Source organism: Borreliella mayonii, assembly GCF_001945665.1.
GTDB classification, from domain to species: Bacteria; Spirochaetota; Spirochaetia; order Borreliales; family Borreliaceae; genus Borreliella; species Borreliella mayonii.
Genome location: NZ_CP015784.1, coordinates 1 through 24,241, shown reverse-complemented (window position 1 = coordinate 24,241; position 24,241 = coordinate 1). Strand labels below are relative to the sequence as shown.

Here is a 24,241-nt window from a genome sequence, read left to right as displayed (position 1 = left end):
GCACCCATTCACATGGGGACACTAACATTATTTGCAAATGCTATATTGCTAGGGAAAAATACTGTACCACTTGTTGGTAATAGTCCCTTTAATCTATCTGATATTGCCCTTTTCTTAGGGTCAAGAGTAAACACAAACTCTCCAAATTTATAATTTAACTGCTCAATTAGTGGATATGTATTTGTAATATTGTAAATTAGCATCTTCAACCTATCTTTAATGGGCTTTTCTCTTTTTTTATTTTCGTTTTGGATTCTATTTAATTCTTTTTGTAGACTATTAATCTCCATTAAATCATACGCAAGATTTTCAGCAGATTGATTATCCTTAATTTCAAGATCTGCACAATCAACATATTCTATAAATTCTCTTGCCCAATCAAACTCAACTCCAGAACTATAAAAATCACTCCTTTCTACTAAATCTTCAACAAGTTTTATAAACGTATCCTCGTTAAAATTATGTGCCATTAAGTATTCCTCTCTATAGTTACTATAAATATCTTTTTTCAAATTTATAATTTCTAATTCACATTTATTAACAAATTCAAACACTTTTGATATTAAGGCCTCATCTCTTTTAATCTTACAGTTAATTGGTGCAGCATCTATTAAAAAGAACAAATTACAATACTTAAGCCCAGTGCATGCTAGCTGCATTTGTGCTTGTACATAATATTTGAAAAAATATTTACTGCTTAAAAAATTGTCATTTTTATTGTACTCAACAATAGCACTACTCATATAATTAGAGTCGCTACTTTTAATCTCTAATAGTTCTAAATCGCCATTATTATTAATAAACCAGCCATCAATTGTTGAGCCCACTAAAGTTTCTGAACTTCCCATTTTTTTGAAATAATTATACTTATCAACACCGTTGGCATATTTATTTTTATATAAAATATCAATATTATCGCCGTATGCTTTAACAAACTCTCTAAATCCTAAATTCTCTAACTCTTTGCCCTTGAACATATATAAATTCTCTTCAAAAGGTAGGCTCATATTAAAATATTTAAGCACTCTGTTTATCATTAAATCTTTCAGCCCAGCACCTCCAACAAGAATATTGCCTACTTCACTAGCACCGTATTTATCTAACTTGTTTCTTTGCACACTAAAATCAATATTGCGATTAAATCTAAAACATTCTTGACTACTTATTCCTGGTAATTTCTTACCTATCTTACTTAATTTACTTTTTTCTTTAATGGGAGAAGATTTTTCCTCAAATATTTCACAACCAGTAAAACTTTGTTGATTAATACTTATCATTTTGAGATCTCCTTGAATATTATTTTGTATTTCTTGATTATTATTGTTTGAAAGATTTTCCATCTTTTTCCTCCTGTTTTGAATTAATAAATATAAGTATATAGCAAAAACTATTTTTGCCAACTTTTTTACAAAAAATTTTACAAAAAAATAGTTGGGTCTATTTAAATTCTCTTATCTAAGAACTTAGCTAAACCCAACTTAATTGGATTTTTTTGATAGCAATAAACTTTTTTAGCTATTTACATACATATATATATGTATAACAAAAACTATTTTTGACAACTTTTTACAGAAATTATTTTAATAAAGTTAGGGTTTAATCAAATTTGCTTATTAAAATTATTTTAATAAGCTTTTCAATAATTGAATATATTCTAATTTAGAATTAAAATCAATTTGTATTTGTTAAAATAAAAAACCTATTTAAATTCTCTTGTTAAAAAATTCAAATAAGTTCTAATTTATGAAAAAGCAAAAATTAAGTGTTAATTGATAATACTCTTCATCAATATTATAATGTACCATTTTAAAAAATCAAATTTTACAATACATTATTATTTGCCACCTTGTAAATATTTCATAAATAGGGCATTCAAAATTGGCCCTAGAATTGCTGCTGTTATTATCATAAAATGTACTAGTCTGTTACCCATGCTAAGTTTTTGATTTAAACTCTTTTCTATATTGTCTATTTTGATATTCAAGCCATCCATTTTTAGGTTTAAATTCTTTTCAACATTGTCTATTTTAGTGTTTAAATTCTTTTCTACAGCATCTATTTTAGAGTCTAAATTATCTATTTTTAGATTTAAATTCTTTTCAACATTGTCTATTTTAGTGTTTAAATTCTTTTCTACAGCATCAATCTTAATGTCTAAATTAGATATATCCTTTTGTAAATTCTTTTCTACATTAATCAATTTTTCTTTTAAAAATTCAAAGTTGTAATTATCATTATGCAGAAAAACAAAATCTATTGCTTCTTCACTAAATCCTATCTTTAAAAATTCATTTTTTATACTTTCTATATTGTATGTTCTGTAAGTCAAACTATTCATAAAATTTCCATATTATCCTTTTAATTCTTTATATTCTTTCATAAGTTTTTTAATTATTTCTTTTCCATCACTAAATAATTTATCTAACATAAATCCTGTAAATTTAGCATTACTTTTATAAAAATCATAGCTTTCTTGTCTTTTAAGCTGAAATCTTAAGGGCTTTATCGGGTTTTGTTTTGATTTTTTTATTGTTTTGCTCTCTTTATTTCTTAATACAATTAACGTTTCCAGTATACCATTTTTTATTAGAAATTCTTCTTGTATAATCCCATCTTCTATTGCATTAGCAATTTTTAAGTAATTATAGACCTGTGCTCTTGCAAGTCTATAATCTTTAGAAAAAGCTTCAAAACTTTTATAACCATCAAACCTATAATAATGATTGTCTTTAATTTCTTTTAAAATTTTTAAAGTTTCTAACTTACAATAGATTTCCTTTTTAGAATTAATTTTTAATTTTTCTTTTAAAGAATTATAATGATTTAATACACTATCAGTAATAATATAATTTTCATTATCACTTAAATCTCTTTTATTAACCTTAATATCCAATTTAAACTCCTTTTACATTAAACTGTCTAATTATTAGACTTTATATTTTTTTTAAAAAAATTTCTAAAATATTTTCATATTCTTTTATATAATCTTTATTTAAATCAAAATTATTATTTTCTGCTATTCGTCTATTTAAGTCTTCTCTTTCAGATATTGTTCCTAAAAATCTATCTTTTGTTTTTAATATTTCAAATAATGTTTTATGTGTTCTATTTTTTTTAAATCTTGTTATTATCAAAAATATAGGTAAAAATAAATTTAATTTTCTTACAAAGAAATTAAATAAATCTAAACTTTCCACTGCCCACTTTTCAGCCGTCATTGGAATTATTACATAGTCACTACATAAAAGAGCATTTTTTAACGTAACATCTAAACTGGGATTTGTATCGATTACTATATAGTCATATTTATAATACAAAGTTCCCAGGCTGGTTTTTAACAAAAAATCTTTATGTTCGATTTTATCTTCACTAAAATTATGTAGCGTAAGATAGCTAGGTATAAGATCAAGATTATTATCTACATTTATAATGGTACTATCGATATCTACATTTTCTTTCAAAATCTCATAAATATTAAATTTGGTAAAATTAATACCTAGTTTTTCTATTTTTTCGTAAAAATAACTGGTAATAGATGCTTGAGTATCCATATCAATTAAAAGAACTTTATTATTTTTTGATAATAAAGTCGCCAAAATTATCGCACTTGTGCTTTTACCTACACCGCCCTTAATTGACGCTATTGTTATTATTTTAGGTTTTTTATTATCCATTTTATTAACGGTCCTTGTTCTGGGTATTTTTTCCCATAAAATTTATATACTTGTTGTTCTAAATCCGTAAACATACTAAATAAAACTTTGTTGTAGTGATTGTCTGTTCTTTTTTTATCCAATAAACGATATAGCCCTTTAAAATAACAAAAGACACTTCCGGCTTTAAATCTAAATTCCATATAATATGCCCTTGCCAATGCATATGCTTTTCTAGTCCCATTTATTTGATACTTTATTAACGGCTTTTTAATCGGCTTTCTATAGCCATAAAAAATACCGATGAACTTATCTCCTTCTTTAATTGGGTATAAATGAGTTTCTTCAACAATTCTTTCTCCATTAAATAAGGTCCTCAATGATAATCTAAATTCGTGTTTTTTCTCATATACTCCAAATTTATAAATATCCATCATTATTTTTGTATGATACATTGCCTTACCATTTTCTTTTTCAATTAAAATAAAGCGTTCTTTATTTTGGCATTCAACTTTACATTTACCTTTTTTACAGTTTCAATAGGTTCTGGTGCATTTTCCATGTTAAATCCTTATACGGCCTTTATGCTAAATTCTTCTGTGGCTAAAGAATTTTTTTCATTTTTTATTATTTCTGATAATTCAAGATGATATATACCAAATACTTTATTGTATTCTATTTTCTTTTGTTTATTCAAATATTTTTTGATAATTGGCTTTAAAATTTCAATATTTGTTTCTTTTTTTAGTTGTTCAATAAGGATATTAAAAATATTTTCCTTTAAATTTTGATAATTTTGTTGAGAATTTTCTTTTTTTCTTTCAATAGACTTTTCTAATTTACGCTTTATATTGTTTAAATCGCTATATTTATGATTTTCAATAATAAAATGGGGCTTATATTTATAATTTTCGTATACTTTTTGTAAATTTATTTCTAATTGTTTAGGATTGTACCCGTTTTCTTCTAATTTTTTCCTAGTGTTGTATAGAATTTCTTTTAATTTTTTTTGTTTTTCTTTTATACAAGATTTTTTTATATTGAATTTTTTTATTAGGGCAATTTCATTTTGTTTTAAGATATTTATTGCCTCAATCTTAGTATCTTTATCAGTATTTAAATACAAAATAGAAAGAGCTTCTTCCGTTTTAAAGTTACAATTATTGAAATAATTTCTTAGTTGATATTTTTCTATTTCTTTAATCTTTCTTTCTTCTTTTGTATTATTATTTTTATTATTTAAACACTCCACTGAATTTACACTACTATTTTTGGAAACATTGTCTTTAAAATGGTTATTAACTCTAGATTTAAATCTAGAGTTTTTTTGCTCTTTAAAGTATTTGTTGATTTTCTGGTAACACTCTTTTTTAGGATACTTTAGTTTATAGTAAATTTCAGTCCCACAGTTTACACCCATGTGTTGGTAATAATTGGTTGTTACTTTTAGCACTTTTTCTAATTTGTAAAGATAATTTTGCATTGTTCTCAGTGTAGTGGGAGCTAGACCATTTCTTTTTAGATTTTTATTAAAATAATAAAGTATGTTTTTTTGTGTGTATTTTTTATCTTTTTTGTTTAGAAAATCTAGTGTTGAAGTAAGAGATATTAATTTGTATTGGTGTTTATTGTGACAAGTTGGACTTTTTGTGGTATTTGAAAAATCTTCCATGTTTTTTCTCCTGTTTTGAATTATTAATAATTAATATTATAATGCAAAATTTTGATTTAAAAGTAAATACTTTTCTAAAAAAATATTAAATTTTAATTATTAATTTTGTTAAATTAATATACTTTTTATAATTTAGTAAAAATACAAATTGATTTTAATTTAAAATTGGGCTACACTACAAACAGCGTAGTTATTTGAACATTTTTCAGTTTTAACTACCTGTTTTGAATTTGCAAAAAAATTTTTAGCACGGGCTTAACTAATTTCTTTAGTAGACAATAGAGAATTTAGCTAAGCCCTATTTTTTTGTAAAAATTTTTGTAAAAAAGTTGGCAAAAATAGTTTTTGCTATATACTTATATTTATTAATTCAAAACAGGAGGAAAAAGATGGAAAATCTTTCAAACAATAATAATCAAGAAATACAAAATAATATTCAAGCAGAAATTGACTTTTTAAATGATATGGATACTTTAAGAATGAACTTGCCACGTATTGACAAAAGCCTTAAAGGATACGGATATAAGTATCAGGATTTCAATGTCATAGTAGAAGTAATTCAAAATGTTATAAAAAATCACAATTTAAATCTTGGTTTTTGGCAATTTCCAACTTTTGTGTATGGTAAAAATGGTGAGGTTCCTGTTGTTAGGACTACATTTTACAGTAAAAGTACTGGATACAAAGAGTCGCTTGATACATTAATTCATACAGATAAATTACAATGGAACGGTGAAAATGGGTCTAAAAATTTGAATACAATGCCACAACTTGTTGGTTCGGCTATTACTTATTTTAAAAGGTATGCTTTAGTTGCGTATCTTGACATAAAAAGTGAATTTGATACTGATGCAGCACCTATTTACAATAATCACGAAAACGAAAATTCTATGTCTAACAAGCAAGTTAGTGTTAATCAAAAACAAGAACAAAAAAAGGACATAAATCAAGAAAAAAATCAACTAAACAGCTTTAATAAAAACTTGAAATCTGGCAAGGCTTATTGCTATGAAATTTTTAGAGACGCACTGTTTAATATAAAAAATTGGGTAAATGAAGGTGAAGAAAAAAATAATATAAATGCTCTTATTCGGGCATTGTGTACTGATAATGATGATGCTTTAGAAGATCTTTTTGAAAAGAATGCTGAGCTTAAGAGTATAGAATATTGGGTAAATATTCTAAAAAAATATTTCAATAAAACTAATAGATTTGATGATCTAAATAAGCTTAAAGTATTTATGTCTGATAATCGAGACGTTTATAAAACAAAAGTATTAAAATTCTTTTGCATGTTGAAAAAAAAAGACAATTTAATTATATATTTGCAGCATAGCAATATTAAAGCCCCCAAATAGGGGGCTGCTAGCTATTAGGAACCATTGCAGGTACTAATGGCTTGAGATTTGAAATCATCTATATTTCCACCGCTAAAAAACCCTTGAACGGTAGTTTTGAAGGTGTTTTTTCCTTCATCATTTCCATTACATTTATCAAGTTCAGTCTTTATATGTTCAAGTGCTGATTTAATTTTGCCTTCATCATTTTCTAAGAATTTATCAAATTCTCCAGCACCAGTTAAAGCGGTTTTTAACCAGTCAAGGTGTTTTTTTTGATCATCATTTAGCTTTTCTTTAAGAAGTTCTTCTTTAGATTTAGGTTTTTCTTGTGTTGCTTCTTTTTGGGTTAAATCACGTTTTTGTCTACTTTTTGTTTGGCTAGTATTAGTATCATTAGAATTACAGCCGTTTAGCATTAGTAAAAATAAACAAAATAATATGTTGATAATTTTCATTGTTATTCCTTTTTTTATTATTAATATTCACTTAATCAATTATTAATACTAAATATTGGATAAACAATTATTATTTGAATTGATATTCTTTAAGTGAGGTAGTAGCTATTTAGAAATGAAAGCAAATATTAGTCCGGCTATCATTGTTATAGACATTGCTCCCATGATTCCTAATACCCATTTAAGCATTTCTGAAAGAGACATTAAATTCTTTTCAACATTGTCTATTTTGATATTCAAACCATCTATTTTTAAATTTAAATTCTTTTCCACATTGTCTATTTTGGCATTTAAATTCTTTTCTATACTATCAATCTTAGTATCTAAATTAGATATATCTTTTTGTAAATTCTTTTCTACAGTATCTATCTTAGTATCTAAACTATCTATTTTTAGATTTAAATTCTTTTCTACATTGTCTATTTTAGTATTAAGTTCGCTTTTGACACTATCTATTTTAGAAATAAGATTATCAAATTTTATATCAAATTGTTTTTCTAAATTTTCTAAATCTCTATATGTTAGCTCATTGTGGTAATATCTTTTTGATAAATCTTTTGCTATTAGTTGTTCCATGCCCAGTCTAATAAATTCTTTATATATTTGTTCTTGAGTTACACTTGCAATATTTGTTGACACTGTTTCCATAAAATTTTCCCTTATAGTCATATTATATACTATTTTAGATTAATTGGCTTTAGAGATTTTTATATGTAAAATAGAATTTCTTGCAAGAAAAACCTTTTTGTAATTTACATTTTTAACTGGGAATATTTATTATAGACTTTTTCCGCTATTGGTTTTGTTTTTTTTAATGTACTCTAAATATATTTTGATATTGTGTTTTACTGCAGTTATAGAGTGTTCGTCTTTTAGTGTTGATAAGTCTGGATAAGGATATTCTGGATAATTTGGATCATTAACTTTAACTTTTGTTTTAGCTAAAAATGTTACTAGGTACATAACATACTCTGAAAGTTGTGTTTCATATTTAGCTAAAGATTTTAGCGTTGGAATAATTGGCGGTTTTGGCTTTTCTGGTAGGTTGGCAATAGTGGTGCAACATAGTAGCAAAGCAATTAGTAGACAATGCAATCTTTTAAGCATTTTCACCTCTTTTAAGTATTTTGATATATTCTTTCATAATTTTGTTACGTGTTGCTTTAAGTGAAGTGATAATTCTTTTGCTTTTATCAGTAGAGATAGCCTCTATTATCTCAATGTTGTATTTTAAAATGTCTTGTATTTCTTCAAATATTTTAGTTGACTCAGCTGTTTCCATAGATTTTAGTGTGCTTATATATGTTTTGTAGAAAAAATCTATTACTTTACTAAAAGTATTAATGTAATTATGATCTATGTTTGTATCAGTTTTAGCTATGTTAGTTAAGCTGGATAGTAAATTAAGTCCTAAACCAATAGTGTTATTTTGCATTATATGTTCTTTCCTTATGATAGGTTTTCCTTCCTGATTGAATTTCAGATTATTAGATATTTTGAGATTTTTTTCATCAGAATTAACTAAGTCAATGCATTGATTGATTTTTTCATTTAATGGAGCGAGTGCTTTATTTATTGCTGGGGTTAATGCACTCTCAAGTCTTTCCATATTTGCTGTATAGATTAATTTATAATGAGAATACAGCTCATAAACCAAAAAGAATCCTTTATGTGCAATTTCATCAAATTCATCTTCAAATTTAGAAAATATATCAATAAGGGTTGATAAAGACGCAAGTCCAAGCTCAACATTATCTTTGGATAATTTCATAAGTTAATCTCTTTTTTTAATGTGATTTTTGCCATTGCTATTGCCATTCTTAAAAATCTTGCCTATTACAATAGTCAATATGTCTTTTAATAAAGGCTTGAGAAGAATTAACACTCCTAAAACCAGTACTGTTACAAAAATCATTACGGCTATAAGTTTAATTTCGTTTAAATTGATAAGAAGTTCTGTTAATTTAATAGTATCCATTTTTTAATCCTTTATTTTAATTTTTTATTTGTTGTATATACATTATATATCAAAATCGTAATTTTTGCTAAAAAGTTTACAGTTTTAAAAGATCTGGGACTGGATCTCCATTTATGTAGGCTCTTTTTTGGACATACCAGCCCTTATATATTGGGAATTGAACAGATAGTCCAAAGGGGCCTGAATACCTATAAACCATGTTTTGTTGACTTTCGTCGGAATACCTTAGATATAATGTTTTCCCCAAAATGCTATCATTATATCCAAGTGTTATATCAAGCTCAATATCAAGATAAACGGGAGAATTATCGTAATTTTTGTAAAAAATAAGAGTTGTACTGCTGTTTCCACTGTATTGCAAAGAAACAGTTACCGATTTATTCTCATAGTCAGAAGAATAAAGCGTAGCACTACTAGTTGTGCTGCCATAAGTAAAATTAGATGGTACTCCTAGTAATTGTTCGGGAACGCGTGTTTTTTGAATAGTGCTTGATGACATTATCAAAAGATCATCATTTCTAGATAGAGTAGCTGATGATATGCTATCTGTAAGACGAGATTTGATTTTACTAAAAAGGTTAGAAATATTAGTAGAATCGTTGTTAATTAATTTGTCCGTTATTTTAGCATAAATTTTTTCTACAAAATCTTTATCAGCTGCAAGTTCTTCGGCAATTGTAGACTTAATTATCTGCTTAAAATAGTCTAATCCTTCTCCTTTAAATATTTTGTCTTTAGAAGCATCTAAAAAGTTTTTAAAGGTGATAGCATTACTGCTTGCAGCTCCATCATCAAGCAGCAAAAGATCAGTATTGTTAACGGTCGTAACTTTATTTAAATCTTTTATTTGAACCGTTTCTTCTTCATCAATTAGTAATTTTTCTTGATCATCAGCCATAAAACCCCCTTAGTTGTTGAAAGTAATAATATTGTTACCATCTGTATTATTAATTTTGAGAACTCTACCAATAGGAATAATTCTCTTAATAAAAGCATAAATTGAATGATCATAGCCCTTAGGAAGTGAGTTGAATACTAAAGCCTTTTTAGATGCAGCGTATCCAGGTTTCTTTTCTCTAAGAATTATCTTTTTTAGTCGTTTTCCTTTTTTAGTGCTAGGCAAAATAAATGTAGTAAAGTTTGTTTTTATTGCCCCTTTTAAAGAGATATCAATAATCCCAGCTTCAGGAGTAGTAACTTCAATGTCCACATTTAAAAAGGTCTTGAAAATCAGTCTAAATGACTCATCAGTGCCAATATGACGTAAAGCAAAAATAACACTATTAATATTGTTTGTAATACTTTGTAAAGTTTGAGTTTTTGCATAAAAGATAGATAAAACTTGAGATATCCATATTGCAATATATCTTGATTTTATATTTTCTATTACATTAATGGACATGAAGTTGGAATTAAGGGACTTAAGTTCATTAAGCAATGTTTGTGCATATTCTGTTTCTGTACGTATAAATTTATGAATTTCGGTGTTTTTGAAAAGATTGGGTATTTTCATATTTGTTAACTATCCAATATCAATAAGCAATCTATCTGTCGTATTGAAAAGTAGCATTGTGTCATCATTAATGGTAATATCTTGATTTTTTTTAAAATCGCTATCACCAATTTTTGTAATACTCTCAGTGTCTGTATCTTTAATACAAGTGCTTATTTCCATAAACTTAATTCCTTTAACTTCATTAACTGGAGCAAAAAAGTCTTGATATTCAAAGCTAATTCCCATATCAGAATAGTTGTTTGAAATAATCCTAGAATAAATGTCCCTAATTTGAGAGTCTATGTTTAAGTAGAGATAGTTTTTAAGGTCAAGTTTATACTTTACTTTCATGTAAACATATTTTCTTTTCCCTAGTGATATTTTATAGGATTTACGTTGTCCAGTTGAATTGAGACCATCAATTTCTATGTCTCCCTCAAGTAAAGTACCACTAGGAGTTGTTAGATATAATGTTTCCCAAAGTTTTGCTTTAAATTCAGGACTATTAATATTAGATTTACTAGAGTCTAGTAAAGTTTCCTTTAGAATTAGATATATGTTGGCTTTACCAGCTGCACTTTTAATATTAGTGTACTCAACCCCATCAAGATTAAGTAAAGCTGTGCGAACCGCGCTGTAAGTTGTGCTTTTAGAAGAAATGTGTTCTTCAAATAGCAGCCCAATAAGTGCCACCCGGTTTCATTTTAGAAAAAAAGAGATTAAGCTCATTAATTATTTCTTCTTCAATTAATGCTAAAGAAGACGCAATAATGTTATAAATTGAGCTTTGATTATCATCAATATTAATCCCATAATTTACACGCAAATATTCTCTTTTTGTTCTTACAATATCCTTAATTGTACGTTTTAAAATGCCAAAATCAGAATCAAAAACTATGCTCATAAATTAAACTCCATATTCAAAACATCGCCTGAGAAAAAAAGGATATATGTGCTTTGTTGTCTTGTATAGCAGTTGAAATATTTATTAAATCTAAGTTAAGCTCTTTAGATATTTCATGAAAATAATTTTTTACAGCGTGAAGATTGTTAATTTTTAACAGCTTTAAAAGCAAGAAATAGTCCAGTCCCCAATGAGGAGCATAGCTTAAACTACCCCTTAAGGTTTTTAAAAATATCAAAAATCTTTGTTTTTGTTCATCAATTCCATCAACAAGTGATAAATCGTTATTAAATACCAATTCAAAATTATTGCCTAATCTTAAATCCATACTAGTAATTATACCATATTTAGCAAAAATTACTTAAACAAACTATTAATATCAGAATTAATTTGAGCGGTTGCTATTTTTAAGCTTGATTCGTCAATTACTGAGTCCCCTATAATTTTTATACCATTGATAGCACTAACAATATTATCTAGAATTTTTTTTAAGCTAGTTGTTTGGTTTGCTATTTCAATTTTATTATTCGCTCTAATTTTAACAGTATCAGAGATTAGATTTAAAGTCTTTGGGCTAATTGCACTAAGTATATAAAAATGATGTTTGTCAAAGTGGATATCATTATTTTTATCAAAAATATTAACGCTTGATTGGAGTAGTAAAACAGCATCACCTTTTGATAGTTCTAAGCTGATATTAGATATATTTTTCGTGTGAATTTCTAAATCTTCAAATTCGGGTATTGTAACAATAGCTTCTTGAGTTTGTTGTTTAAACTCCTTTACAGTACCAATTTTAATTATGAAAATGTTTGAATAAATCCAATTTTTAACGTCTTCTTGAGCCAATGCCTGGCCATAAAGGCGTTGATTCATTCTGTAAATTTCATAGTCTTCATTCATTCTAATTCTAGCCCCCTTTATTTTTTACGTTTTGTATTAGAATCATCTTCTAACTTTAATATTAATGAACACTCTCCTGTATTGCTAAGCCTTGCACTTGTTTCTTTTATAGTGGTTTTTATCATTTTCCCTAGTCCATCAATAAATGAGACTTTATCTCCAACATTTAACTTATGTGTGAAAAATGTTTTTGCGTTCCAAAATATAAGATTTTTTTTGAGTGTTGTGCCCAAAGTAATTTCTTGTTGTGGTATGAATTCAAGCCCATAGTCTTCTAATGCCTCGTAGTGGACATTTTCCCCCTTTTTTATATAATTAGTAAATATCAGATAGCATTCATATCCCCGTAAACCAGTACCAATATCGGCTATTACGTTATGAACATATGTTCCTTTTATTTTGTCAATAAACTCTTTTGGTGTTGTGGCATAAATATCTTTGTCAATAATTTTAAGACAATCTTTTTCATCCATATTAAGGATATTGCGATTGGGAAATACAGATTCTATTGCCTCCTGCACCGTTTTGCCTTTAAAGTTTTTGCCTTCTTTGCCTGCCAACTTACGATTGAAGAAGTTGCTTTTAGTTAATAAACGAACATCAAGATCTACACTAAAATCCCCACCCGGATAATCAGTGCTCATAGGAGGTCCTAAAGTTCCTGCCATTATGAAATCAAAATTTTTTTCATGAGCAAATTTCTTATAATATATTTTTACTATATCTCCAAATTTAATGTCGTTGGTGAAGTCTAAGGGAAGATTCCAAAGTACGACTTTTGCTTGTTTGGAACTTATAGTATGAATATTTGAATACACGTTGGATATGGAAATATCAATATGAATTCCATCTTGTGTATTGATGATAATTTTAGGAATTTCTTCGGCGAAAGGAATTCCATTAGGTGATTTTTTTGATGTATCTACATTGTAGAACTCAATTTTAAAATCATATTGTAGTAACAGCATTTTTTATCCTTTATATTTTTCCAATGCAAATGTTTTTACTATTTCTATTGATAAACTAACTTCGACTTCATCAATGAAAGGAGTGTTCTTAAACGAAAGACTTGTAATTTTACAGCCAATTCTTTTAGGCCAAAAGTTGGACTGTAGATACTAAAAGGAACTTGAGCTTGAAGTCTGTTTGCTAGTTGTTCTTTTGCGAGATGCGCGTCAAAACGTAGCATAGTATTGCCAAAAACAGTCATTTTAAGTAAAGAAAGCATATCCTTATATAAGGATGTTAGTATTCCACCGTTTAATGAGATATGTTCACCAGTCATTACCGGATTGTAGCTTACATATTCCGCTTTTCTATCATAATAATTGATAACTGGTCTTTTAGAACAACTAGTATTATAAGTGCGTGTTATGAGTTCATTTTTTGGTTTTATAAAAAACAATTGAGGAATATATCCAAAACCTTTTAGATCCATTCTAGGAAATAGTACCAAAAAATTATCTGCTCCAAAAAGAGCAAATATTTGGGTTATTACATCTCTTATTATTTGAGAAATCTCCTGAGGTAACATTGTTTTATTGTTAGTATTTTTATTGTTAATATCCATAAGTAATTACCTTTTACCAAAATTATGGAGTGTTGTTAGCATTGTCTTGATTCTCAGCCTGTTCTTGCAGTTTTTTTAAAGCTTCGCCGCCATCTCCGCCGAACATTGTAGGTAGAACCGATTTTAATTTGGCAAAGAAATAATTAAGATTAAAAATACTTTTAATGCCATTAATTATGGGATTGATAATATCTTTGGTAAAATCAAAATTTTTAATTTTAGCGGTGATCCAGTTAATGATATTAAGTAATGGGTCCAAAACAGTAGTGGTCAAATTTGAAAGAGTTTGCTCAGCTGAGGCCAAATTACTTTGAATACTCTCAGCAGTATTGGCTTTTTTTGTAAGGCCGAAAGATTTAAAATCCTCGAACATTTCCATCATATTGGTAATTCTAGACTCTAGATCTACTTGTGCCCCGCTTTGCCAGGCCATTTTGGCATCTTCTATGTATTTGTCGCCAACGCCCGACTTTTTTAATAGATCAAAAAGCTCACTTCCATCACCCCCAAGAACACTATTAACAGCCTTTGCTGCATCTTCGCTGCTCATAGCACCACTGGATTTAAGCATAGCTGCAAATTCTACTGCGTTTTTCAAATTAGTTTCATTTAACATATCTAAATCCCTTAAAGTACCCTTAAAGACACTTGCTTGATTTAAGAATTCTTCTTTTTCTAAGTCGCGCTCAAATCCCTTCATTCCGCCAAGAATCTTTAAAAGCCCCTCTTTCTCTTTTGGATCATCATAAAACGCTTTATTGAGAAGTTGTGTTCTTTTTGTTTTGGTGTCTTCTTCAACCGCTTTTTTAGCAAAACCTAAAAGGCCTCCTCCAACTTTACTCATAGCGTTGCTAATGATATTCCCTAGGGCACTACCTATAGCAATTTTGGCAACAAGTCCTTTTCCTTGAGAGGCCGCTAACATTTTACTTTTTGCTTTTGATTCTTTTGCAAGTTCTTTATACTCAAGACGCCTTTTGTCTCTATCAGACATTAAAGATCTTCTGAAAGCCTCTTTTCTAGCTTTCTCAACCCCCATGCCCTGTTTTATAAGTTTTTTAGTTTGTGTAAGTCTATATTTCTCAACACGCTCTCTTAAGCTTTCAAATTTAGATTGTCTACTAAGTTCTTTTTTCTTGTCCGACAAATTATTTTTTACAATATCTTTAGTGCTACCCAAACTAGATTTTTTAGGTTTAAGATATTTTTCCATTTTAGAAATATCTTGTTCAATGGCCTTTTTTGTTGCAGCATGATCAAGAATACCTTTAAATTTAATGGTGAATTTGTCGCTCACTAATCCCTCACTTGCTTAAAATTAATTCATACAATTCTTTTTCTAATTTAATCTCAGCAAGTCTATTGACTTCTAAAAGCTCGTCATAAGGCAATTTCTTAACCGAGTAGTATGAGCAAATATTCATAATTACTGGGAAAAAGTATTTATCGTTCTTAATCTCGTCAAGCAAGTTCAAATATTTTTTTCTAGTCTCATCAAGACTTGCAATAGCTTTATCAATATCTCTATTTCTTTTACTCATTTAGCAACCAGCTCATTGGAATTTGATGTAATTGATGAAAGCGAAGTGGCTACTTTTTCATAATCAAAATTTTCATTAATATAGTCAAAAGCAACAAAATCACCAACATTATTTTCATACTCACTCAAATATACTAAAGCGGGCTTTTTTAGATCATTGTCTAAATGAAAAGTATTAAATTGTGCAGTGTAAATTATTGCAACAAGATAGTCCTTATAATAAGAAATAAATTCTCTATTTTGATCCAAAATCACATAGAATTCGTCTAAAAATTTTGGACTTATCATTAAGCTTGTGATTTCTCTTAAGTATTTAACCTCATTAAGCTTTAAAACAGCGTCACTTTGATTAAATCCTAGCACTTTATCCCATTCATAGACTGGAAGTACTCTCAGCGGATATTCATAAGTTTTATTTTTAGTTAAAATTTTCATTTTATATCTCATTATCATAATAAGACTCTCCTTTTAAGAGTTGTTTGGTTTAGTTTTTTGGCAATTAATAGCCCTAATTTCAAAAGATACTTTTTCGGCCTCAGCAGAATAACTTCTTGAAGGCTCTTCAGTAAAAATTGCATAGTTAGAAATAATTTTGGTAGCAATTCTATCATTGAATGCTAAATCAAGCATTTTATCCTCTTTTCTCACATCCATGTTGTAAAACTGTTCATCAGAAAGTTCAGTTAACAAAATGTAGTCATGACTACCTAGTGTCACTTCAATGTTGAAAACATAAGTTATTGTTTTGGGATCTCTTAAGCTTATTACAGGCATACCTTTATCTTCACTACTAATCACTGCTCTTGTTGTAGGTTCGCTTGTAAGCTCTAGCTTGCCACCATGTAACTGCGTACCACCAATTGAAAAATAAACTTCTCTTAAATCATAAAATTGCATTTTAGCCCCCCTTTTAAGCACTTAAGCTGTTTTGATAATCAACTATATCTTGAGTAGTAATTACTAAAGCAACAGCATTAATGCTAAAGTTATAAGTAATATTCACATTGAGTTCTAATTTAAGTTGTGGTGTAGGAGAAAGAGTAAGACTTAAATTTTTGTACTCAATAATCAGTCCTCTATCCACAAACCTTTTCAGTAAACATTCAATTGCTGAAGTATATGCATTGTCTCTAGCTCCACTAAGCTGCAGTGCAGATAATTTGCTATTTTGCCTATTGTTTTTGTTCCAAATTCTAATAAGCTCAATAATCGCTTCGTTTTTTATATAGTGGTATGTAAATTGTTCGTCTATTGCACCTCCAGCTAGGTCAACACCTTCTATTAAAGGCAGGTACACCATCAAGCCCAGTTTCATTAAGAAGTGAATAAAAGTTGATTTTTGCAGTTCGCAACTTTCCAATTACAGTATCATCAACAAGTGGTGTAGCAGCCAGCGGCATGCCATAAGGATTTACAGCATGAAAAATACTAGCCTGATGTAAATATTGACTTATAAATTTGAGGTGTAAATTGTCTTTATTATTACTGTAAACAGCAATATTTCTTTCTTTTTCAGTATTGCCTTTATCTTTAAATAGTTCTTTTATTTCTTGTTCTTTAGTCGAGAATACAAAAAAAATTGAAGGTGTTTTAAACTTATCATAATCATCTTTATAAATCTTAAGTCCATCATCGGAATTATCATCCTCAGTATTAATAAGTACAACAAAAGTGTGTCTATGTACTTTAAGATATTTTTTTAACTCTTCGGGTTTATCCTTATAAATAAAAAGAACAGCGGATTTTAATGATTCTTCACTTGAATTGAAAAAATTTGACATTGCAGTTTTAAGCAGTGTTTTTTCTTTTCCAAACTGATCTTGTCCATTCCCATTATCTTTTTCTAAAGCTTCAATTTGTTTTTCATAGTTATTAACGGTTAAATTCAATGTTATAAAGTTAGCAGCATCTTTATTAACTTTAATTTTGGCTGTTTTGTAAACCAAAAGTGGATTATAATAATTGGGCCTACTAGCTTGAATTCTAGAGTCAAGCAAACTTACACTAATTGTATCTTGCGGCAATTTTGTATTCCTCCTTTAAAATTTCGGTTGCTTTTACACTAGCATTAAATGCTATAGATGCACTGTATGCATGGTTGCTATATTTTGTGCCTAAATTAATCAGTCCAACTGTTTGCATATTAGATGTTGGGTAAATGTAGAAGTTAATTTTATTAATATAGTCGGGTTGTAGACTGGGCAAAGTATACTTATGAGCTTTATTGTGCAAAAAGTCACTAAGCATACTATAAAGCATTAACATGCGTGAATTAGCGTCAAAGTCTTTGGCGTTTAACACTATTGCAATAATATATATTTGAAAATTTATACTAAATTCCAAAGCATTTTCATAAAATACACCTGCTCTAGAATTATGATCAAATAGATTTTCTGTACCATCAAATTTCAATGCTATTATATTTGAGCTAGTAGCTGTGATTTTTGAAAGATATGGATGATTGTAGGTATTTATGATATCGCACTCAAAATTATTTTCAGTTGCATACGCCTTAAACCCTTTAAATATTTGAGTTAAATGATTTAATACCATATCTAAAGTGAAAATCATTCAAGTGTTACCTTATAAGTAATCTCTGATAACATTTTGGCTGTATCAACAAGTGGAATTGCTGCAGTGTTACTACCCCTTTTAAACTTACTTTTGATTGTATTAGCCTTTAAGGCTGGAGTGACTTGTGCTGATAGTAGATAATTTTCATAGTACCTTATAAAAGCTTGTCCAATAGCCTCCATTCCCGATTTAGGGTCAAGATTAAACTTAGAATTTATATAGCTATTATTGATATATTCTCTAAACTCAGAACTACTAGCAATTTTGGTTAAATGTTTTCTTGCTGGTAAATTGCTACTCCCTTTTTCATGCATTTTAGCAATACCTGCACGACCACCAAACCACCCAATTTCCAATTCCATTTTAAATTCTAGTTTGTCCATATAAATTCCTTTAAAACCAAAGTAAAATATCCGATTGAAGAGTCAATACTAAATATTTCAAAGTAAACTAAATCTGCAATTGATATTCGATCTTTTAGTTCATAGTTAAGGTCTTGATATGTGTAAAGTTTGGAATACCCTTGAATATCAGACATATCAGAATCATAAAGAATTGCAAGTTCTTGTGGCTTTATGTCAATAATAACTCCTGCGAATTCAGTATACTTATTTTTATCAAATACTCTCTTATAAGAAGAATCATTTTCAAGCTTTAAAACAGTACCTTTATAAAACTTTAAGGGTTTAGGATCCTTAAATACGTTGATCATGCGAAATGACATATCAGAAAGTCTTTTTCTAACACCATTCATTAGACAACCCCCACACAAGATGGCGTTGAAGTTTCTCTTTTTAGTTTTTCTAAAAATGCATCAAGTTGTGAACAAAAATTCTTGTTTGAGCCACAACCCCCCTCGCCACCTTCTTCGCCTCCACTGATACTAGGATAATAATCAAGTTTAAGTTCATTGAATTTCTCTTTTTTGATCCTATCAAATTCAAATTCTCGAACAACTCCCTGTTTTCTTAATTGACAACCCATATGGTAAAAGGTAAGTAAAAATATTTATTCATATGTAAGTGAACTAGCATCAATATCACGTGTTACTAGAATAGCTTGAAGTAAAGATAAATGAAGTAGAAAATTTTGTCTGCTTAATGCAAGTTTGTCTATTCCTAGTAACAATAACACTTCAGAATGAAGTTTTGTTACCAAAAGTTCTTCTTCAGCCTCAACTTGTGTTTGTAAGTTTTTTTGTTCGCTCACTTCGATTTACCTTATGTTTTTAACTTTGTTTAATATGTACTTGCAAAATAGTTTTTCTAGTAGCAAGTAGCCCTCCTAAAACAAAATCAATGTATGAATGAGCAATATCAGTTGAATCTTTATCCACTTGTTCATTTGGTGTAGGTAACATATACTTGCTAGGTTTAAACTTAATAAGCTCTGGGTTTAATGGGTAAATAAGTATTTGATGTTTTAGCAAGTTTGAAGCTTCAATGTAGACATCTTCTCTATTATTAATAGCCTTAATAGTTTGAATCAAAACATCCTCCCATTTTTCGCAGCTACTTGCTGCACCCTGTGCTGCTGCGTATGGCTTTACGAGTTTGAGCGAAGTTGTAGGGTCAACTATTACCATCATTGTAGAAAATTCGTCTCCTAGCTCTAACTTTGAAAGTCCCGCCTCAATTTTTTCAAATATTTTATCCATTTTATCTTTATCACCACTAGCAACTTCTTCTTTTACTTGATGTGGCATATTAAGAAGTCCATACATATTGGGAAGTAGACGTTTTTGATTTTTTCCATCTTTTTGAATTGAAACAGTGCCTGTTAGTACAAAGTGATTAATAAGTTTGATAATTTCGCTACTTGCAAGCTTATAGGCTTGAGAAAAAGGAAGTAAATTGTTATTAATGTCACCAAGATATGAGTCTGAAGTGTAAAATTTTTCAGACGCCTGCTTTAAGTGCCTAAATTTGTACTGTAATTTTAAGTAATTAAGTCTTACTACTTCAGAACTAAATCCAATAGTTGAAATAGTATTAACCTCATTAGCAATCGTTGTAGGATTAGCATTTAAAAACGCATCCCACTTTACAGTTCTTTGGTAGCCCATCTGAAGATCAACATCTTCAATTTGATCAGGCGAAAACCATTTATACATTATAGGATCTTTAACTTCCCCTATAATATTAGCCACAGCTTTTGCATAATAATTTTCATCAAATAATTCCATATTAAATCCTCCCAAATATCATTAATTTTTACTTACAGCTTTATTTACAAATACTGCTACTTTTATTAAATAAACATCGTTACTAATTTGTTTTGCATCAGACAACGCTATCGCATTAATAGTTGCCTTATTTGGTAGTGCTCCAGTCACCTTTTCAAGAGCACCGTCTTTATTAAAAACAAGTTTGTCTTTTACTTTAAGCGTAGAATCTTTTGCTACTAAATAACCCTCAAAATTATTTGTAATTGGAACAATAGTGGCTGTTTTGCTAAACTCATCTATATCAATGCATATTCCGTATAAATCATCTTCACCACCAGCCTCAACGTGGGGTTCATAGTGAATTTGATTCTCTTGTTCCTCTTGAATAACTCTTTTTACCCCACGCTTGTATGGATACCCAGAAAATGGATGATTTTCTAATTTGTCAAATTTGCTGGTTCTAGTGCCTCCAGAGGCAAAAAATTGTATGTTTTTATCTCTAAACTCTACAGAATTGCTAAGCAAACCAGCGTCATGCTGGGGATTTTTCATAAACTTTTCAAGTTTACTTCTCTTCTCTTGATAATCTTTTAATAATTGCGTTGTGTCTGCCATTTGTTTAACTCCTTTTATTGCCCAAGGCTTAACCACCAGCTTCAGGTGTTACTGTTTTCTCAAGGCCTCTATTGCCAAAAATTGCAACTTTTATCAAATTAATAGAATACTCTTGTTTGGGATATCTAGCTTGATCTTGATGTTCATCTTCGGGTGCAAAATTGATTGTAAATGAATCAGAGAGGGCATATGCATTAATTGCGGTTGGTGGCCCACCACCAGCCTTGATAATAACCCCATTGTTATTTATATCCAATATTTCTCCCATTTTTATACTCGGATTTCTTGTAACAAGATACCCTTCAAAGTTATTCGTAATTGGTAATACATACGCAGTACTACTAAACTCACATACATCTACACATATCCCATACATATCAGTATCAGCACCAACTTCAACATATATAGAGTTCTCTTTTGGAACAAGTTTAACCCCACGCTTATATGGAAAACTATTTGCTGGATCATAAAGGTATTCTTCTATTTTGTCTGCAAAGCTTGAACATGTAAAAGAATAAGCATTAACTCGCTCATTCTTTGATTTAAAACAACCACCCGAACTACTAAAAACCTTATTTTCAATCGAACTCATTGATTTTGAATATTTTTTAAATTTTAAAAGAACATCGTCAAGTTCTTTAACTGAATCTAAATAAGGATCTTTTGCTTGTGCTTCTTAAGCCTGTCTTGCTTGACGTTTAGATCTAGGAGCAACTGGAATTTCTGATTCTAACCCTAATTGTGGATTATCATCAACATTAGGAGATTTAGCTTGCCCTTTGCCTTTTAAAGCCATAATTTAATTACCTTTTAAAGCTCTATTCCCAAAAACACTAGCAAGCACTATAGATAACTCTTCGGTTAATTTATGTACTTTTGAAAGTGCTATAGCATTAACAGATTTATCATTTCCCCCATTCTTTTCAAGCTCTCCTTGTGCATTAAAATGCAGCTTATCACCTAGGTTTACACCATTTCCATTTTTCTTAAATGTTAAATACCCCGTGAAGTTATTTGTAATTGGAACTACAGTTGCCATGCCAGTAAACTCATCTATATCAGTGCATATTCCGTACAAGTCATCCCCACCACCAGCCTCAACTTCTAGTTCTATTGTACCATCTGCACTAAAACTAAGCTTGACTCCACGCTTGTATGGATACCCTTTAGCAGGATAATTTTCTATTTTGTCTTTACTACTAGTAAAAACTCCATCCGAATTGGAGTAAATTAGATTTTTATCTCTAAAATCTACAGAATTACTAAGCAAACCAGCATCTTGCTGAGGATTTTTCATTAATGCTTTAATTTCTGCAACTTTTTTATCAAAATCTTCTTTTATTTTTGTAATACCATCGCTCATTAAAAACTCCTTTAAGCAATACTTGTTCTTTTATGTCTTTTTAGATTTTCATAAAATTGAATTCGTCTTTGCTTGTAAGTATTACTTATCGCTTGTACAAATTCTGTGAAATTAATAGGTACAAAATTAGAATTAAGCAAACTTGCTCTTTCTTCTGATTTAATAGCAATATTTCCCTTAATAGAGTCAACAGAAGAAGAATTGCTACTCGCATTTTTTCTTAATTTAATATTCACTTTTGCTAAAGAAACAAGTTGCTCTAATATCTCTCCATCGATATGACTTATGTCTGATACTTTGGCAATAGCTTTAATTTGCTCAATTGGAACGAACTTGCGCACAAGTTCTCTACGTTGTGCTTGCATAATGTCTTTTAATGTGTATCCTTTTGCAAGCAACACCTCCTTATTGAAATAATTGCTAAGATGTGCCTTTGCAAGTGTATCAATTTCATTAATTCGCTCAGCCTCTAGCAATAATTGCTTTTCAATACGCTCCCGCTCTTCAACTTCTGCGAGTTCTTTTGTTATTCGTTCATTTATACTTAAATCTCGACTTGTCTCTTTGGATTTACTATTTGTTTGCTCTTTAAAGCGCATGTACTCTTCAAATTCCTGCACACTTATAACTTTAGTATCAGCCTTATTTTGCTGCTCTTCTTTATCTTGTGCTTGCAGGTCTTCTTTTTCTTCTTTCTCAGGCATCTTTTAACTCCTTTTCTCAAAATGAGAATAATTTCTCTTTTAAAATCGCTAACTCCTCATTATCAAAGGAGCTACTTTGTATAAGCTGGTTATATTTACTGTAAAGCTCAATTAGCTTTATATCTCTTTCCACTTTTTGTTCTTCACTTAACATAATCAGCGAATTAAATTTCATATCAAGCCCAAAATACTTTGTAAGTTTTAAATTACAAGAGTTCTCAACTTGTTCTTGTACACCTTTGAGAAAATCGTAATAATTACTCCTATCACCTTTACCATCATTTCCTAGTCCTTTAGCCTGTTCATTAAAACTTCTGGTTAAGGGCTCTTTAGTATCTGCACCAATTTTTGCCTTAATTAATGCTAAAGCCTCCTTTAAGTAACTAAGGTCGTATTTAATAACCTCTAAACTAGCACTAGGGGTGGCCGTATAAAACATTCCCTCATTATTTAGATTACTTTTTAGCCTAGCAAGCTCCTGTGATAATGAGTCACTAAGGTTTCTTAAATTAGAAATATCTTTACTATGATTGTTTGAATTTTGTTTTCTCAAAAAAGAAGATAAAATGCCACTTCCCCTATCATTATTATTGCTCTGAGTAAGTGCACTTAAAGAAGTTGTTGCACTAGAAAGTGCGTCTTGTAGTTGTACTAAAGATTCATCTTTGTAAAACAAAAAATTGTGGTTTTCAATACGTCTTTCTATTTCTACGTATATCTTTTCAAATAAATAAATATCTAGTAAAAAGCTTTCGGTATAACACGGAACATATCTTTTTAAGATATAATCAAAGTTTTCATATATGATAAGTCGACTTTTATGTATTTTAACTGCGTCTAAAGAATTGTTCTTATTGTTGGATTTTACTTTATAGGTTATATGATCAAAATCAACTCCCAAATCTCTTACATATTCATAATCAAGGTATTCAAAACCAATAGGTAATTCTATATTAACGGGTTGTTCGAGATCTATTAGAGTATCTTTGGTTTTTACTAAAACATAGCCAATCCCATGAAAAAGGTAGCTTATAATACAATTAAGCAGAGCATTATTAAGCTGTACCTTTAACCTAGCAAGTTCAACCTCACTAACATTGTGGGCAGCACTCTCAAGAATAAGTCCGTTCTTGAGACAATCTTCTGCTACATTTTCAATGTAATTTCTAAAAAATATTGAGTATTTGTATAGTTCTAGTGAACTTATTTTATCTATTAGTTTTGTTTTTCTTAAATCACACACCTTTTTACTTCTCTTTATTAAATTAGATGTATGATAGCAAAAACTAATATTTTTGTCAATAAAAT

General features: G+C 29.1%; 25 protein-coding genes and 10 pseudogenes. 1 reads left to right on the top strand and 34 read right to left on the bottom strand.

Features of this window, described 5'->3' with window-relative positions; translation table 11 throughout:
• Positions 1 to 8 precede the first annotated feature (8 nt).
• The 6 genes and pseudogenes from Bmayo_RS04970 to Bmayo_RS04945 form a co-directional block, all read right to left on the bottom strand.
• Positions 9 to 1,340, bottom strand: a complete 1,332-nt coding sequence (locus tag Bmayo_RS04970; RefSeq protein WP_075552620.1) for a DUF244 domain-containing protein — start codon at positions 1,338 to 1,340, stop codon at positions 9 to 11.
• A gap of 494 nt (positions 1,341 to 1,834) precedes the next feature.
• Complete coding sequence (gene bdr, locus Bmayo_RS04965; protein ID WP_076342429.1) at positions 1,835 to 2,338, bottom strand: Bdr family repetitive protein; 504 nt, start codon at positions 2,336 to 2,338, stop codon at positions 1,835 to 1,837.
• Between the two features lie 12 nt (positions 2,339 to 2,350).
• Positions 2,351 to 2,893 carry a chromosome replication/partitioning protein gene (locus Bmayo_RS04960; RefSeq protein WP_012593001.1) on the bottom strand — a complete coding sequence of 181 codons (543 nt, stop codon included), beginning with the start codon at positions 2,891 to 2,893 and terminating at the stop codon, positions 2,351 to 2,353.
• Between the two features lie 40 nt (positions 2,894 to 2,933).
• Positions 2,934 to 3,674 carry a ParA family protein gene (locus Bmayo_RS04955; protein WP_010883757.1) on the bottom strand — a complete coding sequence of 247 codons (741 nt, stop codon included), beginning with the start codon at positions 3,672 to 3,674 and terminating at the stop codon, positions 2,934 to 2,936.
• Positions 3,650 to 4,215: pseudogene (locus tag Bmayo_RS04950) on the bottom strand (DUF226 domain-containing protein). Before Bmayo_RS04950 ends, Bmayo_RS04955 begins: the two are co-directional and overlap by 25 nt.
• 9 nt (positions 4,216 to 4,224) lie before the next feature.
• Complete coding sequence (locus Bmayo_RS04945; protein WP_075552618.1) at positions 4,225 to 5,325, bottom strand: plasmid maintenance protein; 1,101 nt, start codon at positions 5,323 to 5,325, stop codon at positions 4,225 to 4,227.
• 389 nt (positions 5,326 to 5,714) lie between these two features.
• Here Bmayo_RS04945 and Bmayo_RS04940 point away from each other — a divergent pair.
• Positions 5,715 to 6,661, top strand: a pseudogene (locus tag Bmayo_RS04940) (ERF family protein).
• Between the two features lie 36 nt (positions 6,662 to 6,697).
• Here Bmayo_RS04940 and Bmayo_RS04935 read toward each other — a convergent pair.
• The 28 genes and pseudogenes from Bmayo_RS04935 to Bmayo_RS04805 form a co-directional block, all read right to left on the bottom strand.
• Positions 6,698 to 7,120, bottom strand: a complete 423-nt coding sequence (locus tag Bmayo_RS04935; RefSeq protein ID WP_075552617.1) for an Mlp family lipoprotein — start codon at positions 7,118 to 7,120, stop codon at positions 6,698 to 6,700.
• Between the two features lie 105 nt (positions 7,121 to 7,225).
• Positions 7,226 to 7,768 (bottom strand): Bdr family repetitive protein, encoded by a 543-nt coding sequence (gene bdr, locus Bmayo_RS04930; protein WP_075552616.1) that lies wholly within the window; start codon positions 7,766 to 7,768, stop codon positions 7,226 to 7,228.
• Between the two features lie 104 nt (positions 7,769 to 7,872).
• Positions 7,873 to 8,227: pseudogene (locus Bmayo_RS04925) on the bottom strand (BBA14 family lipoprotein).
• Complete coding sequence (locus Bmayo_RS07005) at positions 8,220 to 8,555, bottom strand: BlyB family putative holin accessory protein (protein ID WP_002658486.1); 336 nt, start codon at positions 8,553 to 8,555, stop codon at positions 8,220 to 8,222. The pseudogene Bmayo_RS04925 and the gene Bmayo_RS07005 overlap by 8 nt, the downstream one beginning before the upstream one ends.
• Positions 8,545 to 8,891 (bottom strand): annotated as a pseudogene (locus Bmayo_RS07000) (BlyB family putative holin accessory protein). The gene Bmayo_RS07005 and the pseudogene Bmayo_RS07000 overlap by 11 nt, the downstream one beginning before the upstream one ends.
• Positions 8,892 to 8,894: 3 nt before the next feature.
• Positions 8,895 to 9,098 carry a holin BlyA gene (gene blyA / locus Bmayo_RS04915; RefSeq protein WP_071983911.1) on the bottom strand — a complete coding sequence of 68 codons (204 nt, stop codon included), beginning with the start codon at positions 9,096 to 9,098 and terminating at the stop codon, positions 8,895 to 8,897.
• 76 nt (positions 9,099 to 9,174) lie between these two features.
• Positions 9,175 to 9,996, bottom strand: coding sequence for a DUF685 domain-containing protein (locus Bmayo_RS04910; RefSeq protein WP_075552614.1), 822 nt, complete (start codon positions 9,994 to 9,996; stop codon positions 9,175 to 9,177).
• 9 nt (positions 9,997 to 10,005) lie between these two features.
• Positions 10,006 to 10,611 carry a DUF735 family protein gene (locus Bmayo_RS04905; RefSeq protein WP_075552613.1) on the bottom strand — a complete coding sequence of 202 codons (606 nt, stop codon included), beginning with the start codon at positions 10,609 to 10,611 and terminating at the stop codon, positions 10,006 to 10,008.
• A 9-nt stretch (positions 10,612 to 10,620) separates the two neighbouring features.
• Positions 10,621 to 11,497, bottom strand: a pseudogene (locus tag Bmayo_RS04900) (DUF276 domain-containing protein).
• Positions 11,494 to 11,825: pseudogene (locus Bmayo_RS04895) on the bottom strand (DUF2634 domain-containing protein). Before Bmayo_RS04895 ends, Bmayo_RS04900 begins: the two co-directional pseudogenes overlap by 4 nt.
• A gap of 29 nt (positions 11,826 to 11,854) precedes the next feature.
• A complete protein-coding gene (locus Bmayo_RS04890) occupies positions 11,855 to 12,400 on the bottom strand; it encodes a DUF777 family protein (RefSeq protein ID WP_075552612.1) in 546 nt (181 codons plus the stop codon).
• A 17-nt stretch (positions 12,401 to 12,417) separates the two neighbouring features.
• Positions 12,418 to 13,368, bottom strand: coding sequence for a DUF693 family protein (locus Bmayo_RS04885; RefSeq protein ID WP_075552611.1), 951 nt, complete (start codon positions 13,366 to 13,368; stop codon positions 12,418 to 12,420).
• Between the two features lie 3 nt (positions 13,369 to 13,371).
• A pseudogene (locus tag Bmayo_RS04880) lies at positions 13,372 to 13,970 on the bottom strand (DUF792 family protein).
• Between the two features lie 22 nt (positions 13,971 to 13,992).
• Positions 13,993 to 15,267, bottom strand: coding sequence for a DUF759 family protein (locus Bmayo_RS04875; protein WP_075552610.1), 1,275 nt, complete (start codon positions 15,265 to 15,267; stop codon positions 13,993 to 13,995).
• 7 nt (positions 15,268 to 15,274) lie between these two features.
• Entirely contained in the window at positions 15,275 to 15,511 is a 237-nt protein-coding gene (locus Bmayo_RS04870; RefSeq protein ID WP_075552609.1) for a DUF1322 family protein, read from the bottom strand.
• Positions 15,508 to 15,963 carry a DUF1473 family protein gene (locus Bmayo_RS04865; protein ID WP_010883794.1) on the bottom strand — a complete coding sequence of 152 codons (456 nt, stop codon included), beginning with the start codon at positions 15,961 to 15,963 and terminating at the stop codon, positions 15,508 to 15,510. Before Bmayo_RS04865 ends, Bmayo_RS04870 begins: the two co-directional genes overlap by 4 nt.
• 15 nt (positions 15,964 to 15,978) lie before the next feature.
• Positions 15,979 to 16,407 (bottom strand): DUF1463 domain-containing protein, encoded by a 429-nt coding sequence (locus Bmayo_RS04860; protein WP_075552608.1) that lies wholly within the window; start codon positions 16,405 to 16,407, stop codon positions 15,979 to 15,981.
• Between the two features lie 13 nt (positions 16,408 to 16,420).
• Positions 16,421 to 17,534: pseudogene (locus Bmayo_RS04855) on the bottom strand (DUF787 family protein).
• Positions 17,515 to 18,081, bottom strand: coding sequence for a DUF764 family protein (locus tag Bmayo_RS04850; protein ID WP_075552607.1), 567 nt, complete (start codon positions 18,079 to 18,081; stop codon positions 17,515 to 17,517). Before Bmayo_RS04850 ends, Bmayo_RS04855 begins: the two are co-directional and overlap by 20 nt.
• The gene (locus Bmayo_RS04845) at positions 18,078 to 18,467 is read right to left on the bottom strand and encodes a hypothetical protein (RefSeq protein ID WP_002658432.1); all 390 of its coding nucleotides are present in this window, start codon (positions 18,465 to 18,467) and stop codon (positions 18,078 to 18,080) included. The genes Bmayo_RS04850 and Bmayo_RS04845 overlap by 4 nt, the downstream gene beginning before the upstream one ends.
• Complete coding sequence (locus Bmayo_RS04840) at positions 18,455 to 18,838, bottom strand: DUF1506 family protein (protein WP_075552606.1); 384 nt, start codon at positions 18,836 to 18,838, stop codon at positions 18,455 to 18,457. The genes Bmayo_RS04845 and Bmayo_RS04840 overlap by 13 nt, the downstream gene beginning before the upstream one ends.
• Positions 18,838 to 19,293, bottom strand: a pseudogene (locus tag Bmayo_RS04835) (DUF3890 domain-containing protein). The gene Bmayo_RS04840 and the pseudogene Bmayo_RS04835 overlap by 1 nt, the downstream one beginning before the upstream one ends.
• Positions 19,294 to 19,312: 19 nt before the next feature.
• Positions 19,313 to 20,269: a hypothetical protein gene (locus Bmayo_RS04830; RefSeq protein ID WP_075552605.1), complete on the bottom strand. Its 957-nt coding sequence runs from the start codon at positions 20,267 to 20,269 to the stop codon at positions 19,313 to 19,315.
• A gap of 21 nt (positions 20,270 to 20,290) precedes the next feature.
• Positions 20,291 to 20,866, bottom strand: a complete 576-nt coding sequence (locus Bmayo_RS04825; protein ID WP_076342430.1) for a DUF228 domain-containing protein — start codon at positions 20,864 to 20,866, stop codon at positions 20,291 to 20,293.
• 28 nt (positions 20,867 to 20,894) lie between these two features.
• Positions 20,895 to 21,662, bottom strand: a pseudogene (locus Bmayo_RS04820) (DUF228 domain-containing protein).
• Positions 21,663 to 21,665: 3 nt separating this feature from the next.
• Positions 21,666 to 22,229, bottom strand: a complete 564-nt coding sequence (locus tag Bmayo_RS04815; protein WP_075552604.1) for a DUF228 domain-containing protein — start codon at positions 22,227 to 22,229, stop codon at positions 21,666 to 21,668.
• 11 nt (positions 22,230 to 22,240) lie between these two features.
• A complete protein-coding gene (locus tag Bmayo_RS04810) occupies positions 22,241 to 22,933 on the bottom strand; it encodes a DUF1357 domain-containing protein (RefSeq protein WP_075552603.1) in 693 nt (230 codons plus the stop codon).
• A 16-nt stretch (positions 22,934 to 22,949) separates the two neighbouring features.
• Positions 22,950 to 24,176, bottom strand: coding sequence for a phage portal protein (locus Bmayo_RS04805; protein ID WP_075552626.1), 1,227 nt, complete (start codon positions 24,174 to 24,176; stop codon positions 22,950 to 22,952).
• Between the last annotated feature and the right edge of the window lie 65 nt (positions 24,177 to 24,241).